9 protein-coding genes and 2 pseudogenes are annotated in these 13489 nt (G+C 70.5%); 5 read left to right on the forward strand and 6 right to left on the reverse strand.

The genetic code is table 11. The annotated features are described in order from the left end of the window. Positions 1-1995, reverse strand: a pseudogene (locus tag ACJA3G_RS14905) (ALF repeat-containing protein); the annotation flags it as partial. Positions 1996-2442: 447 nt separating this feature from the next. Here ACJA3G_RS14905 and ACJA3G_RS14910 point away from each other — a divergent pair. From ACJA3G_RS14910 to ACJA3G_RS14920, 3 genes are all read left to right on the forward strand, one after another. Further along, positions 2443-2958 (forward strand): hypothetical protein, encoded by a 516-nt coding sequence (locus ACJA3G_RS14910; RefSeq protein WP_406553452.1) that lies wholly within the window; start codon positions 2443-2445, stop codon positions 2956-2958. A 101-nt stretch (positions 2959-3059) separates the two neighbouring features. Beyond that, positions 3060-4208 (forward strand): trypsin-like serine protease, encoded by a 1149-nt coding sequence (locus ACJA3G_RS14915; protein ID WP_406553453.1) that lies wholly within the window; start codon positions 3060-3062, stop codon positions 4206-4208. A 238-nt stretch (positions 4209-4446) separates the two neighbouring features. Next, positions 4447-6270 carry a trypsin-like serine protease gene (locus ACJA3G_RS14920; protein ID WP_406553454.1) on the forward strand — a complete coding sequence of 608 codons (1824 nt, stop codon included), beginning with the start codon at positions 4447-4449 and terminating at the stop codon, positions 6268-6270. Between the two features lie 131 nt (positions 6271-6401). On the opposite strand, the gene ACJA3G_RS14925 is transcribed toward ACJA3G_RS14920, so the two are convergent. Continuing rightward, positions 6402-7175: a restriction endonuclease gene (locus ACJA3G_RS14925; protein ID WP_406553455.1), complete on the reverse strand. Its 774-nt coding sequence runs from the start codon at positions 7173-7175 to the stop codon at positions 6402-6404. A gap of 220 nt (positions 7176-7395) precedes the next feature. On the opposite strand from ACJA3G_RS14925, the gene ACJA3G_RS14930 reads away from it, so the two are divergent. Beyond that, the gene (locus tag ACJA3G_RS14930) at positions 7396-9450 is read left to right on the forward strand and encodes a hypothetical protein (protein WP_406553456.1); all 2055 of its coding nucleotides are present in this window, start codon (positions 7396-7398) and stop codon (positions 9448-9450) included. Positions 9451-9474: 24 nt separating this feature from the next. Here ACJA3G_RS14930 and ACJA3G_RS14935 read toward each other — a convergent pair whose 3' ends face one another. Together ACJA3G_RS14935 and ACJA3G_RS14940 are read right to left on the reverse strand one after the other, a co-directional pair. After that, positions 9475-10809, reverse strand: coding sequence for an esterase-like activity of phytase family protein (locus ACJA3G_RS14935; protein WP_406553457.1), 1335 nt, complete (start codon positions 10807-10809; stop codon positions 9475-9477). A 249-nt stretch (positions 10810-11058) separates the two neighbouring features. Then, positions 11059-12189, reverse strand: coding sequence for a spore photoproduct lyase family protein (locus ACJA3G_RS14940; RefSeq protein ID WP_406553458.1), 1131 nt, complete (start codon positions 12187-12189; stop codon positions 11059-11061). Between the two features lie 269 nt (positions 12190-12458). Here ACJA3G_RS14940 and ACJA3G_RS14945 point away from each other — a divergent pair, with 269 nt between their 5' ends. Then, positions 12459-12695 carry a DUF2945 domain-containing protein gene (locus ACJA3G_RS14945; RefSeq protein WP_406553459.1) on the forward strand — a complete coding sequence of 79 codons (237 nt, stop codon included), beginning with the start codon at positions 12459-12461 and terminating at the stop codon, positions 12693-12695. Positions 12696-12879: 184 nt separating this feature from the next. Here ACJA3G_RS14945 and ACJA3G_RS14950 read toward each other — a convergent pair whose 3' ends face one another. Both ACJA3G_RS14950 and ACJA3G_RS14955 read right to left on the reverse strand, forming a co-directional pair. Next, complete coding sequence (locus ACJA3G_RS14950) at positions 12880-13053, reverse strand: CsbD family protein (RefSeq protein ID WP_406553460.1); 174 nt, start codon at positions 13051-13053, stop codon at positions 12880-12882. Positions 13054-13141: 88 nt separating this feature from the next. Further along, positions 13142-13489: pseudogene (locus tag ACJA3G_RS14955) on the reverse strand (transcriptional regulator); the annotation flags it as partial.

Below are 13489 nucleotides of genomic sequence, written 5' to 3' on the forward strand. Positions count from 1 at the left end.
GATGAAGAGGATGGTCTCGCGGTCGTCCTGGGAGGCGGCGAGCTGGCGGTCGAGGTCGATCCAGGAGTAGACGTCGTAGTCGGATCCGGCGAGTGCGAAGCGGGCGGCCTGACGGGTCCAGGTGCCCTTGGAGTCCAGCAGTGCGGTGGCTGCCTGGCGGCCGAGGGTGGCGGCGACGGCGAGGTCGTCGTTGCCGAGGGCCTGTTCCGCCCGGGATATGAGGTCCTTGGTGGCCTGGGCGGTCTGCTGGGCCTGGGAGCGCTTGTTCAGGGCGGCGGCGCGTTCGCTCTTGTCCAGCAGGGCGAGTTGGGCCGCTTGCTTCATGCCCTGCAGCCTGTCGGCGGCCAGCATGGCCGCCTCGGCCGCGCGGGCGTTCTTCTCGACGTCCAGCGCGTCGGCGATGGCCTGGGTCGCGAGGTTCGCGGCCAGGACCGCCTCGTTGGCGTAGGCGGTGGACTTGTTGGCGAAGTCGATGGCCTGCCCGGCGTACTTGACGGCTTCCTCTGCCGCGTCGGCGGCCTTTTCCGCGTGTGCGGCAGCCGACTTGGCCGCGGTGTTGGCGGCGCGCGCGGCTCGGGCGGCGGTGGAGGCCAGCGCCCGGGCGGTGGAGGCGGCGTTGGTGGCCTGGTTGGCCGCGGAGGAGGCGATCTCGGCCTGGCGCTTSGCCTCGGCCGCCTCGCCCTGGGCGACGCCGGAGGCCGCCGCGGCCTGGGCGGAGGCCTTCGCGGCGGCGGCGGCATCGCGGGCGGCGTCGGCGGCGGCCAGGCCGGCGCCGGCGGACTGCTCCGATGCGGTGGCCGCGTCATCGGCGGCCTTGGCCGCGTCGTAGGCCTTCGCGGCGGCGTCGCGGGCGGCGACGGCGGCGTTCTTCGCCTCTTCGGTCCTCGACGCGTCCTTCGACGCGGCGATCGCGGCGTTGTAGGCGCGTGTGGCAGCCGATCCGGCGGCTGCTGCCGCCTGGGAGGCCGCGGTGGCCGCCCAGGACGCCCGCTGCGAGGCCTGGACCGCGGCGGAGGAGGCGCGGATGGCGGTCCGGGCGGCGGACGCGGCGCCGCTGGCGGCGCTGGCGGCCGAGCGGGCCGCGTCGGCGGCCAAGCGGACGTCGTTCCTCGCCTGCTCGGCCTCGAACGCGGCCTCTTCGGCCTTCTCCTTGGCCTTGCTCGCGGCTGTCGTTGCACGCGCGGAGGCCTCGACGGCCAGGTCGGTCTGTTCCCGGGCCCGTGCGCTCTCACGCTGGACGATGGCGACCAACTGCGCGATGCCGGCGGTTTCCTGGTCGCGGGCCCGCGCGATGTGCTGGCCGGTGTCGAGGTACCACTGCACGTCGTCCGCGGTCCCGCTCAGGGCCCGGTTGGCGTACTTCTTGAGCTCCGGGCCGGCGGTGGCGAGGCTGCGGATGATCTCGACCCGCATGTCCTCCAGCCTGGCGTTGTACTGGGTGGTGAGCAGGAACTGCTCCAGTGCCTGGTCCGTTCCGGCGGCCAGGGCGGTGTTGCCGTCGCGCTTGACGCTCTTTCCGCCGTTGGCCATGACGCTGAGGGTCGACACCCGCATGTCCTCGGTGACCGAGGAGCGGAACCCGTCCTTGACGAACGCGGATATCACCTCGTCACCACCGTTGAGGGCCGCGCTGACGTCCCTGCGAACGCTCCTGCCTCCGAAACCGAGGTAGGTGAAGGCGGCCACACGGTTGTCGATCCGTGTCGCCTTCGGCAGCTGTTCGGTGAGGAAGGTGGTGATGTCCTGGTCGGTGCCGCTCAGCGCGTACGAGGCCGCCTCCTTGACCGAACGGCCGCCCAGGACCCATGCCTTGACGACCTTGGCGCGGTCGGTGTCCGGAAGGGCCAGGGCGTCGCCCGCCGCGTCGGCCGCGCCGGTGGCGGTGGCGGTGGCGGCCCGTGCGGGCGTGGTGAACAACCAGGGGGTGGAGACAGCGGCTGCGCTCGCCGCGGCGGCGGCGGTGAAACGGCGTCGGCTCCAAAACGTTTCCTGCACAGAAGAACCTCTCTGATTGCGATTCCTCGAGGTCGAGGTCGAATCCCGCTCGGAATATCGCACCGCTGCGGCGGTGTCCCGACCTTATGCAGGGCACACACGCCCTGAGAACACCTGTTTGGAACCTCATTGGCGCAATGAATGAAAGATGGCCGAATCCCGCCCTCAAGTTTTCGCAAAAACGACACAACCATTCCGTGGAGTGACGCAAGTCACGTCTCGGGCAGAGGTTTTGCGTCGTTATGGGTTCTTATATCCGCTTGGCTTGCCGACGCGTGGCTGCTTTCATTCAGAAGATCGCCAGCCCCTGAGTAATGCCGTCGTATTTGCCTTTCGACGGCATCGCTCAGCCCTGGCCGGGGTACGCGCAAAAGCTCGCGCGCCCCCTCTTCTCGCTGCGCATTCCCGCGCGTTCACGAACACCCTGAATCGACCCTGGGGATCAAAATGAAGGTACGTAGCACCATCCTGCGCATCACCGCCACGGCCCTGAGCGCAGGTGCTCTGACCTGGGTCGCGATCACCGGAGGAGTGCCCGGCGGCTCCAGCCCCGACACTCTCGCTACGAAGGCGGTTGCCGACGAGGGGCCGGGTTACGCCATCGAGGACTTCGCCTACCCGAACGCCGACAAAATCCTCGCGGAGCAGAAGATCAAGCTCAAGAGAGGAGACGGCCACATCCTCCTCGCCCAGTGCACGGGCGCCCCGGAACAGATGGAGGTGTTCTCCCACAAGAACGAGAAGGTCTGCTTCCGGGGCACCGGGGACAAGGGATACCTGAGCCTGGAAATCCCGGCGGTCTTCGGAGTGAAGGGAAACAACTACGCCGCCCAGGTCGCGATGACCACCGGCACCGAGGAAAAGACGTTCACCGTCGACAAGAATGCGTGGACGGCCGTGGGTGAGACCGCGGACGAGCAGGGCCGCGATTTCATGCTGATGGAAATCCGCACCAGCAAGTAGCACCGGCCCCAGCGCCACTTCCCAGAAACCGCCGGCCGAGAAGCCGACCAGCGCCCGGGCCGTCGGCGAAGCCATGCCCGCCCTGCCTTCGAAGGACATACGTGTCTGTACTGCGTCCGCGCGCCGCGCGGATCTCCGGCCTGCTGGCCACCGCGGCCCTGCTGTCGACAGCCCTGATCACCGCCACCCCCGCCGCCGCGGTCACCGGCCCCGAGGCCGCCGCCGCGCACCCCTACGCCGTCCGCCTCACCATCGGCAACGAGGCCACCTCCCGTGCCTGCACCGGCGCCCTGGTCGACCGCTTCTGGGTCCTGACCGCCGCGAGCTGCGTCGCCACCACCCCGGGTGCGACCGTGCCGGCCGGCAAGCCTGCCCTCGCCACCACCGCGACGCTCAGCGACGGCAGGACGGTCGCCGTCACCGAGGTTTCGCCGCGCACCGACCGGGACGCCGCCCTCGTACGGCTCGCCACCCCGGCCACCGGGATCACCCCCGCGCTCCTGGCCGGCGCGGTCCCGGCCACCGGCACCGAACTGCGTGCCGTCGGGTCCGGGCGCACACAGAGTGAGTGGGTGCCGGACAAGCTCCACACCGGTACCTTCATCCTCGACTCCGCCACATCCACCACCCTCGCCGTCACGGGCAAGGGCAGCGACGCGATCTGCCAGGGCGACACCGGCGGCCCGCTGCTGGACGCCTCCGGCCAGATCGTCGCCGTCAACTCCCGCTCCTGGCAGGGAGGCTGCCTGGGAGCCCCTGCCACGGAGACCCGTACCGGCGCAATCTCCACCCGCACCGACGACCTCGCCTCGTGGCTGAAGGAGGTCCGCTTCACGACCGCGTCGCTGCGGAACGCCCTGAGCGACCGCTGCGCGTACGTCGGCTGGCGCACTCCCGACAACGGCGCCCCGGCCCAGCAGGTCGACTGCGACCCCCAGTACGCCGACCAGCTCTGGAAGCTGGAGCCGGTGCAGGGCGGTTACCAGATCCGCAACCACAACAGCAACCGCTGCCTGGTGGTCTCGTGGCGCACTCCGGAGGACGGTGCGCCCGTGACCCAGTACGACTGCCACCCGGAGTTCGCGGACCAGGTGTGGAAGCTGGAGCCGGTCGCCGGCGGCGGCTACTCGGTCCGGAACACGGTGACCGACAAGTGCATGTACGTCTCATGGCGCACGCCGGAATGGGGCGCACCCGTGACCCAGGTCAGCTGTGACTCGCACTACGCCGACCAGGTGTGGAAGATCTGAGCGGCCCGACACCTCGATGTGGACCTCCGTCGGTGGCCACCGCCTCGCCCGCGCACAACGCACGGAGGGCGGGCAGTCGAAGGACGACGGCTCACGGCCGGGCGGCCATCCACGGTTGGCGCCCGGCAACACCGACCGCCGTGACGCCGCGGCGGCGAACACACAACAGCTCCCACCGGTTCGGCCCTGCCGCACTCTCGTGCGCCCGAGCCCGTCCCCGCGCGAAGGACTACTCCCCATGCCCGTTCCCCGTTCCCGCCTGACGCGGATGACCGGCCTCGTGGTGACCGCCACCACGGTCACCGCCGGTCTGCTGGCCATCGGCACCGCCCAGGCGGTCACCGGCCCGGAAGCCGCGTCCGGCCAACTCGCCTCCGCCGTCAAGCTGAACATCGGCGATGAAGCGACCAGCCGCGGCTGCAGTGCGACGCTCATCGACGCCTCCTGGATCATGACCGCCGCGAGCTGCTTCGCCACCACCCCCGGCTCGACCGTCCCGGCCGGGCGACCGGCGCTGCCCACCACCGCAACCCTGAGCGACGGCAGGGCCGTCGACGTCATAGACGTCCTCGCGCGCGACGACCGCGACGTGGCCCTGGCCCGCCTTGCCGCACCGGTCACCGCCATAGCTGCGGCGCCGCGTGCCGCCTCCGCCCCCGCACCCGGCGCCGACCTCCTCGCCGCCGGTTTCGGACGCACCGCGACCGAATGGGTACCGGGCAAGGCCCACACCGGCGCTTTTACGGTCAACACCACGGATGCGACCAGCCTCACCCTCACCGGTAAGGGCACCGACGCGATCTGCAAGGGCGACACCGGCGGCCCCGTACTCAACGCCGCGGGCGAACTGGTCGGCGTCAACAGCCGCTCCTGGCAGGGCGGCTGTCTCGGCGGCGACCCGGCCGAGACCCGCACCGGCGCCGTCGCGGCCCGTACCGACGGCCTCGGCGAATGGATCGCCTCCGCCAAGCAGCGGCCGGTCGTCCTCAAGGCCGGGATGACCTTGCACACCGGTGAGACGCTGACCTCCGAATACGGCAAGCTCGTCATGCAGGCCGACGGCAACCTGGTCATCTACCACTCGACCGGCGGCGAGGGGAAGGGCGGCGCCCTGTGGGCGTCCGGCACCGGCGGCAACCCCGGCGCGTTCGCCAGGATGCAGGCCGACGGCAACTTCGTCGTCTACAAGAAGGACGGCGGCGACTCCGTCGCCGGCTCCGCCCTGTGGTCGACGAAGACCTGGGGTCACGCGGGGGCCCACCTGTCCCTTCAGGCCGACGCCAACCTCGTGCTCTCCGAGACCGTCTCCAACGGCAGCGCCGGCATGGTCAAGCTTCTGTGGCAGAGCGACACGGGCCCGCGGGGCGACAAGCTCGCCTCCGACAGCAAGCTCATGCCCGGCTCGTGGCTGACCAACGGCAAGACCGTGCTCCTCATGGACATCCAGGGCAACATCCACATCCGGGAAATCGCCACCGGGCGCGAGCTGTGGAGCAAGGTCACCGGGGACTGGTACGCGTACCTGCACATGCAGAACGACGGCAACCTCGTCCTCTACAAGAAGGACGGTGGCCAGACCCAGGGCGGTGCACTGTGGTCCAGCGGCACGTGGAGCGGTGCCGGCTCGTACGCGACCCTCGATGACAACGGGACTCTGGCCGTGCGCTGGCAGTCCGGCGGCGAGCGCTGGGCCTCCAGCAGCTTCCGCGGTGAGCAGTCCGGGCGCTGCCTCGACAGCAACGGTGGCGCCGACGCCGTCATCTGGGACTGCTGGGGCGGTGCCAACCAGCAGTGGGACCACACCGCCGCCAAGGAGCTGCGGGTGGGGGGCAAGTGTCTGACCGCGGATGCCGGTGCCAACCAGGGCTCGCACCTCAAGGCCCTGCCCTGCGACGGGCGCGGTGAGCAGAAGTGGGACGTCAACGGCACCACGGCCACGATCACCAGCGTCGTCAAGCCCGACCAGTGCGTCAACGTCTTCGGCGCGGCCACCGCCAACGGCTCGGTCGTCGGCCTGTGGCAGTGCGGCACCGGCACCAATGCCAAGTGGGCACGCCCCTGACGTGTCCCACCCGACAAGGCGGCTGGCCCAGTCGGCCGTCTGGTCGGAACAGCACCACCCGCGGGGTCTGGCCGGTTTCTCGGCCGGGCCCCGCTCCGCCATCCCCAGGAGCGGTCGGACGCGCTGTTCCGTCAGGGCGTCGTCTCGTTCCACGGTGCGGGGCCGGTGCCATCGGTCCAGGCGGCGAGGCCCAGGTGGTCCACGCAGCGGATGCCGCACTGCTCGGCGTACTCGACGGCGGGCTGCGTGAACTCGCCCGTCGTCACCACGGCGGCCACCTGTGCCTCGTGAACGGCGAAACAGGTGCCGCCGAAGCGCTGGAGCTCCTGCGAGCCCACCTTGTTCACCGGTCCGTAGCGTTTGCACTGGATGACCACCGAACGGCCGTCGGGGGCGGTGGCGACAACGTCCGCGCCCAGGTCGCCCGCGCCGCCGACGACCTGCACGTCGGTGCAGCCGTCCCGCTCGCACAGGGCGGCTATCGCCTCCTCGAACGTGTCCGCGTCCATGGCGCCGTATTCCTCCGCCGTGAAGACGACGGCCTCGGTGGGCGGCGGACCCACTTCGCGCTCGTACGGCGCGAGGTCGGCCGGGTGGGTCGGCGGGGCCGCCGGCTGAGGGGTTTCGGCGAGCTCCTGGCTGATCGCGTCGGCCGCGTCCACAAGACGGTCCGTCAGACGGCGGCGGCGGGACCGGCGCAGGCCGAGGAGGGCCGCCGACGCGCACACCGTCATGGCCACGCCCGCACCCGGGGGGCCGCCGCCGGCTGCTTGGGCGAGGGTCTTCGCCGTGAGTGCGACCCCCCACAGGAACAGGGCCAGCAGGCCGAAGACCAGCACGGTCTGGCGGAGGCTGAAGGCCCGTCGGCTCACCGTCGCGGCCCGTCGGTCCAGTGGCGCGGTCATATGTGCCCGGCTTCCCCGTAAGCGGCTATTCCATGATCACCCATGGCCCCCGTCTGCCCCGCTTCCCGCACTCCAACTCGGTGGGGGCGGGAGGAGGTGTCTGAGGAGGAGGCCGTGACCGGCGGGGTCGGTGCAGGTCCGGTGCGTAATTCTTGCTGGATGGAGCGGTGTTGACCGGTTTGGCGGGCGCGGGAGCGGTGTCCTGCGGTAGAAGTACAGCATGATGCCCGTCGAGGAAGCCCGGGACGAACTCAAGCACCTGCTGAGCCGTTGCGAGCGCTGGTTGTGCGACGAGGAAGGGGTGCGCGATCTCCTTCCCGACGCGGCAGGCCTGGCCGGGGACGCCGCACGCATGGAGGCCCTGCGTACACGCGTCCTGTCGTCCATGCTCAACGTGGCCCTGCTGGGACGGCAGTCATCCGGAAAGAGCTTCCTGATCAGCGGCCTGCAGGGCGCCCTGGAGTACATCCCCATCACCGACGAGGACGGTATGCCGTCGGCGGAGTTCCTGGGCGTCCTTCCGTCATCGGCGCGCCCGACCACGGCATGTCCGTGCACGGTCATCCCCGTCGGAGACGATTCCTCCGGCCGGGACGGGGGCCGGGCACTGCTGCGGGCGAACTTCACCGGTGGCAGGGTCGAAGACATCGGCACGGACCTGCCGCCCGCCGTGGTGGCCGCGTACGGAGCGGTGGACGGCAACGTCACCAACCGGCGCCGCGAGCACATCAACCTCCGTGTCGAGTCGATCGAAGTGCTCATCTCCGACGCGCGTCTGCCGGTCAAGCTCTTCGACCTGCCCGGCTCGGAGTCGCCGATCGAAGAGCACGAGGTCATCATGCGGGAGGCGTGGGCGAAGGCCGACTGCTTCGTCTACGTGAGTCACGCGACATCGGCCCTGACCGCGAACGAACTCCAGCTCATCCGTGACCTGTACGCGCACCACATGCAGAGCAACGCCAACAAGAAGGTGTTGTGGGTCCTCACGGGAATCGATTTGGCGACCCAGCGTGAGCAGGGCCAGGCCGCCTGGAAGAGCGTGCTGACCACCAACAACGCCTATCTCCGTACCCACTTCGGTACCCCGGGCGGACAATTCATCGGGGAAGGATTCCTGCCGGTCTCGGCCGCCTGGGAGGCCGAGGCGGACTTCAAGGACTCCCAGGGCGACGACGGCAGCACCCTTCGGCGGCTCAGCGGCATGGAGACACTGCGCGACCACCTTCGGGGTCTGATGGAGTCCGGCGCGGGCCACGCACACCTGCGCCAGGTGGCCGACGAGGCACGATGGCTCGTACGCCGTCGCCAGCGCCAGCTCGCCGACATGCTCGACACCCACCAGTTGGCCGTGGAGGACCTGGAGGCACAACAGGACAGTCTTCGTGGCCGCATCAGGGGCGCCGAACGCTCCCTTGACCGCATCCGGACCGAACTCGGGCGCGAGCTGCAACGCAGGATCCGCACAGCGCGCGCCCCGTTCAACGGTTTGGCCGACGAACTGCACCAGCAGCTCGACCCCTTGATCGACCGGGGCAACCTGAGCGCCGAGCACGCCAACGAGGTCGACGTGCTCCAGGTCCAGCTGTTCAGCCAGTGGATGACGTCAGCCGCGGGCCCGGCCACCTTGTGGGCCGGCGAGTTGCAGGCGCTCGACGCCAGCGCCAGGGAGCTGATCCGGGCGGACCTAGGCGTGAACACCGGCTCCCAACTGGTCTCCCCAGAACCGCTCGACACGAACTACTTCCCGATGCAGACCGACAGCCGCCAGCCCCTGACGGCCTATGGGGTGGTGCAGGCCGCGGCGAACACCCTCGGCGTCGCCAGCCCCATCGCCGCCGGGGCCGTATGGCTCACGACCAGTCTGAGTCTCGCCACCATCGCGGTTCCGGCGGGAGCGGCCGTCCTGACAGCCATCGCCATCGCGAAAGTCACCGATGCCCTCAAGGACCGCGAGTCCAAGGTCGAGAGGGCACGCCAGGAGCGCAAGGACATGATCGACGAACAGGTGAAGCAGGCCCGCAGTGCTTTCGAGAGCGTCACCCAGAGCCAGGGCCGGCTCCTCATCGACGCGGTCGACCATCACCACCTGCAGCACCAGTCCCGTCTGAAGTCGACGCTGGCTCAGATCATGGAACGCATCAACGCGGAGGACACCGTCCGCAGCCGCGCCGTCATCGACCGCCTCACGCCGGTCAACCAGGCCGGTCTGGGCCTGGTCACCGGGTTGCAGGACCTGCGCGACGCCCTCCGGAACGACGTCCTCATGGGCCGCTGAGGCCGCGGAAACGCTGCGTACTCGTCAGCGCAGGGGGCGCGGCAGGCGTACCCGGACGAGGGTGGACTCGATACCGGTGTCCACCAGGCGGCCGGCCGCGTCGAACGCCCCAGGGCCGTCGCTCATGCCGAAGTCGTTGTCGTTGAGCAGGACGATCGTCGAGGAGCCGTCGACCGCGACGCCCTCGATCTTGCCGGGTACACCGGCGACCGTGTTCAGGTCGACCACCAGGCGCTTGGACAGCACCGGGACGCCGGCCGCCGCCGGATCGTCGAGCTGTTCCAGGGACGGGCTCGTGGCAGCCTCCCAGCGGGATCCGAGGATGTCGGAGCCGGAGCGCAGGCGCACTTCGTACAGGCGGCTGGACTTGTCGGTGCGCTCCTGGACCAGCAGACGGTCCCGGCCGAGTGCGACCAGCGCGGAGATCTTGAGTTCGGAGGTCTTCGTCTGGCCGGGCTCGACGACGCCGACCGGATCGAAGCGGTAGGCGTACTCGGCGGTGACCCGGTTCTTCCGGGGCGAGAAACGCAGCAGACGGGTGGTGCGGGAGTCCTCCCCTCCCGCCTTGTCGGGATTGAGCAGCGGACTCTGCAACGCGAGGACCAGGTCGCCGCCGGGAAGCAGCGCCAGCCCTTCGAACCCGCGGTTGACCTTGCGCTTGAGGAAGGTCGACGGCAGGGACTCCACCACGGGATAGTCGGCACCGGTGAGGTGAAGGCCCCGCGGAACGTGGCGGGCCAGGACCCGGCCGCGCGGTGAGACATGGACCAGCGAGGGGCCGTACTCGTCGGCCAGCCAGAAGCTTCCGTCCCGGTCCCGCACCAGACCCTCGGTGTCCAGGCCGTTGGGGTTGTACGCGAGCGGGGCGGAGGCGTCGTAGGTGTACGGAGCCTCGTCGCGGGCGGGCTGGTTGGGCAGCCCGGTCACGGGCTTCCCGGTGGCCGTGGTCAGCGGGATGGCCTGGAGCACCTGGATCCGGCCGCCTGTCTGACGGATCTTCACGATGGCCGGGTCGAACCCGGGGACGGGAAAGGTGCGCCGCTTGTCCTTGCCGACGGCTATCTGGCCGTTGGGCCCGCGGTCGGTCACCGTCCAGTACTCGCCCGGGCGTTCGGCGGGGTACAAGTCGCTGCCGATGCCGCCGAGGTGGATTCCGCGGTCGTCACCGACGCTGCCCGGCAGCAGGCGGTTGCTGAAGGAGGCCAGGGGAATGTCCGGCAGGGTCGCGGTGGAGACAATCCGCGGTACGGGGGTGTGCCTCGCCGGGGCCGCGCCGACCGTTCCCACGGCGGACACGAGGGCCAGCGCGGTCAGCGGCACCACCATGGCTGCGGGCCTGCGCAGGTTGCGCGGGTTCATCTGAACTCCCTTGCGGTGAACACACGGGTGGACGCCCATCCCGGCGGGCTCATGATCCGCACTCGTGCGCAACGCGAGGCAACGGGTTCATGACGTCGGGGCGTGTGCTCGGTGAACGCGAGTCCTCAGCGGGCGGGCCGGATCCGGCGGAGAAGAAGGCGGCCGGTGCCGCTCGCGGGGATGGCCGCCGGACCTGTCCGGCCCTGGACAAGCGGCGAGGTCTGCGCGGCCCGGTGTACGGCCCGGGGGTCAGAACGCGTAGCGCACTCGCAGCCAGGGTGCGCGGGTCGCGATCATGTCGGAGAGGGCTTCCACGGCCTCGTGCTTCACCCCGGTGCGGTAGCGCACGTTCCAGGCACCGTTCTCGGACCGTTTGGGCTGCTGGAGATCCTCCCGCCACAGGACGTCCTCGGCCCGGGGGTGCCAGCCGAGGTTGACCTCGTGCAGGTCCTTGTTGTGGGTGAGCATGATGATCTCCGCCGCGCTCTGTTCCTTCACCCGGCGCGGCAGTACGTCGTCCATCATGCGCAGCAGCTCGTCCCAGTCCTGCTGCCAGCCGGGCCGGATCACCACGGGGGAGAGGTTGAAGTGCACCTCGTACCCGGCGTCCAGGAAGTCGGCCGCGGCCTCGACGCGGGCGGCGACGGGGCTGGTCCGGATGTCGAGGAGGCGGGAGTCATTGGGCGGCATGAGGGAGAACCGGATCCGCGTGCGGCCCTGCGGGTCGAGGCGCAGGAGGTCCGGGTTGACCAGCTTGGTCGCGAAGGAAGCCTTGGCCGTGGGCCACTGGCGGAAGGCGTTGACGAGATCGGCGGTGTTGTCGCTGATCAGGTCGTCCACCGAGCAGTCGCCGTTCTCTCCGATGTCGTAGACCCACGCCCGCTCGTCGCACTGGTTGGGTTCCCTCTTGGGACCGGAGGCGGTGATGTGGCGGCGCAGGGCGCCGAGGACGCGGTCGACGTTGGTGAAGACGGTGATGGGGTTGGCGAATCCCTTGCGGCGCGGGACGTAGCAGTACGCACAGGCCATGGCGCATCCGTTGGACAGGCCCGGGGCGATCCAGTCGGCGGAGCGTCCGTTCGGCCGGACGGCGAGGGAGGTGCGTTCGCCCAGGACCAGGGTCTCGCTCTTGATCCGTACCCAGCGCTCCACGTTTCCCTCGTTGCCGTGCAGGTGGGGGATGCGCCAGTGGGAGTCCGTCTCGACGAGCCGGGCGTCGGGGAAGCGGGCGAGAATCTGCCGGCCTCGCCAGGACGCGGCGGCGGCGGGCTCGGCGTGGATCTCCGTCACCCGCAGTAGTCGGCGTGCCTCCGGGCCGTCACGGAACGGGCGGGCCGCTTCCGTGTCCGACGGCGCGGCCACGGCCATGAGCTCCTCCATGCCGAAGAGTCCTTCGGCCTCATGGCCCGGATCCTGGGGGCGCCGCCGCATCTCCACTCCGCTCGCTTCCTCCTGCCCTACCCGCCGGGCGCAGCAGTCCCGCGCGGAGCTGGTCCAGGCCTTTTGCCCCAGTCTAGGCGGTACGGGTCTCATCGCCCGGGGCGGCGCCTGCGGGCCGCGGCCCCCCCCGGATGCGCCCCTCGGGGTTCGCCCGCAGGGTGGAGAGCGGTTCCCACGGGAAGGCCGTGCGGGCCGGGAAGGAGCCGGCTGTGGCCAAGAGGAAGAAGTCCTCGGGGAAGCAGGAGCTGTCCAGGGGTGACCAGGTGGCTTGGCGCAGCCACGGCAGCGAAACCGAGGGCAAGGTCGAGCGCGAGCTCACCGGACGCACCCGCGCGGCCGGTCGCACGGTCGACGCCTCGCCGGACGAGCCCCAGTACGAGGTGCGCAGCGACAAGTCGGGGCGTACGGCCGTGCACAAGCCCGGCGCGCTGAAGAAAAAGCCGTAGGGAGAAGTCGCAGGGAGAGGCCGTGGGGAGAAACCCTGGGGAGGCATTCCACGACGGGAGATCGTCGAGGAGATGCTTCGGCGGACGCGGGACCGCACGGACGCGTGTCCGGGACGGGACGCGGCGGGGCCCCGACCCGGGAGAGTGGGTCGGGGCCCTCGCTGTACCAGGCGTGCGTGCCGTGTCAGTGGCGGAACGCGTCCTTGGCGGACTCCTTGGCCTGGCGTGCGTCGCCCTTGGCCTGCTCGGCACGGCCCTCGTCGGTCATGCGCTCGTTGCCCGTGGCGCGGCCGACGGTCTCCTTGACTTTGCCCTTGGCCTGCTCGGTGTGGGCCTTGGTCTTCTCCTCGCCCGACATGCGGACCTCCTCGTCGTAGAACCGGATGGTCGTATCCGCCCTGCTGCTCGCATCGGCGGGCCGTAAACCCCGTGACCCTCGACGTCCGTCACGGTTTCCGTATGCGGGACAGCATGGCGAGTGCCTCGCCGAGGCCGTGCGGGCGCAGCAGGCCCGACGGTGCCGTGCGGTGGCTCCAGCCGGGTCCCGCGAGCAGGACGACGGGGCCGCGCCGCGCTCCGCGCATCCCCCAGTGGGTGTCGGCGATGTGCTGGGCGAGGGGGCGGCTGGCGGTCGAGCGGGTCTGTGACCACAGCACCACCGCTGCCGGGCCGGTGCGSCGCACCGCGGCCGTCAGCGCTTCGGTGGGCACGGCGCCGCCGAGGATGCGGACGGCGGCTGCGCGTTCGCGCAGCGCCGCCTCCAGTGCCTCCAGCGGCAGGGTGTGCTGTTCGTC

It is taken from the genome of Streptomyces sp. YS-3, assembly GCF_045257485.1.
Classification (GTDB): domain Bacteria; phylum Actinomycetota; class Actinomycetes; order Streptomycetales; family Streptomycetaceae; genus Streptomyces.

Excerpts from the sequence above, each read along its gene's own strand:
- ACJA3G_RS14910 (WP_406553452.1), top strand. The coding sequence starts at position 2,443 with ATGAAGGTACGTAGCACCATCCTGCGCATCACCGCCACGGCCCTGAGC.
- ACJA3G_RS14920 (WP_406553454.1), top strand. The coding sequence starts at position 4,447 with ATGCCCGTTCCCCGTTCCCGCCTGACGCGGATGACCGGCCTCGTGGTG.
- ACJA3G_RS14925 (WP_406553455.1), bottom strand. The coding sequence starts at position 7,175 with ATGACCGCGCCACTGGACCGACGGGCCGCGACGGTGAGCCGACGGGCC.
- ACJA3G_RS14930 (WP_406553456.1), top strand. The coding sequence starts at position 7,396 with ATGATGCCCGTCGAGGAAGCCCGGGACGAACTCAAGCACCTGCTGAGC.
- ACJA3G_RS14935 (WP_406553457.1), bottom strand. The coding sequence starts at position 10,809 with ATGAACCCGCGCAACCTGCGCAGGCCCGCAGCCATGGTGGTGCCGCTG.
- ACJA3G_RS14940 (WP_406553458.1), bottom strand. The coding sequence starts at position 12,189 with ATGGAGGAGCTCATGGCCGTGGCCGCGCCGTCGGACACGGAAGCGGCC.
- ACJA3G_RS14950 (WP_406553460.1), bottom strand. The coding sequence starts at position 13,053 with ATGTCGGGCGAGGAGAAGACCAAGGCCCACACCGAGCAGGCCAAGGGC.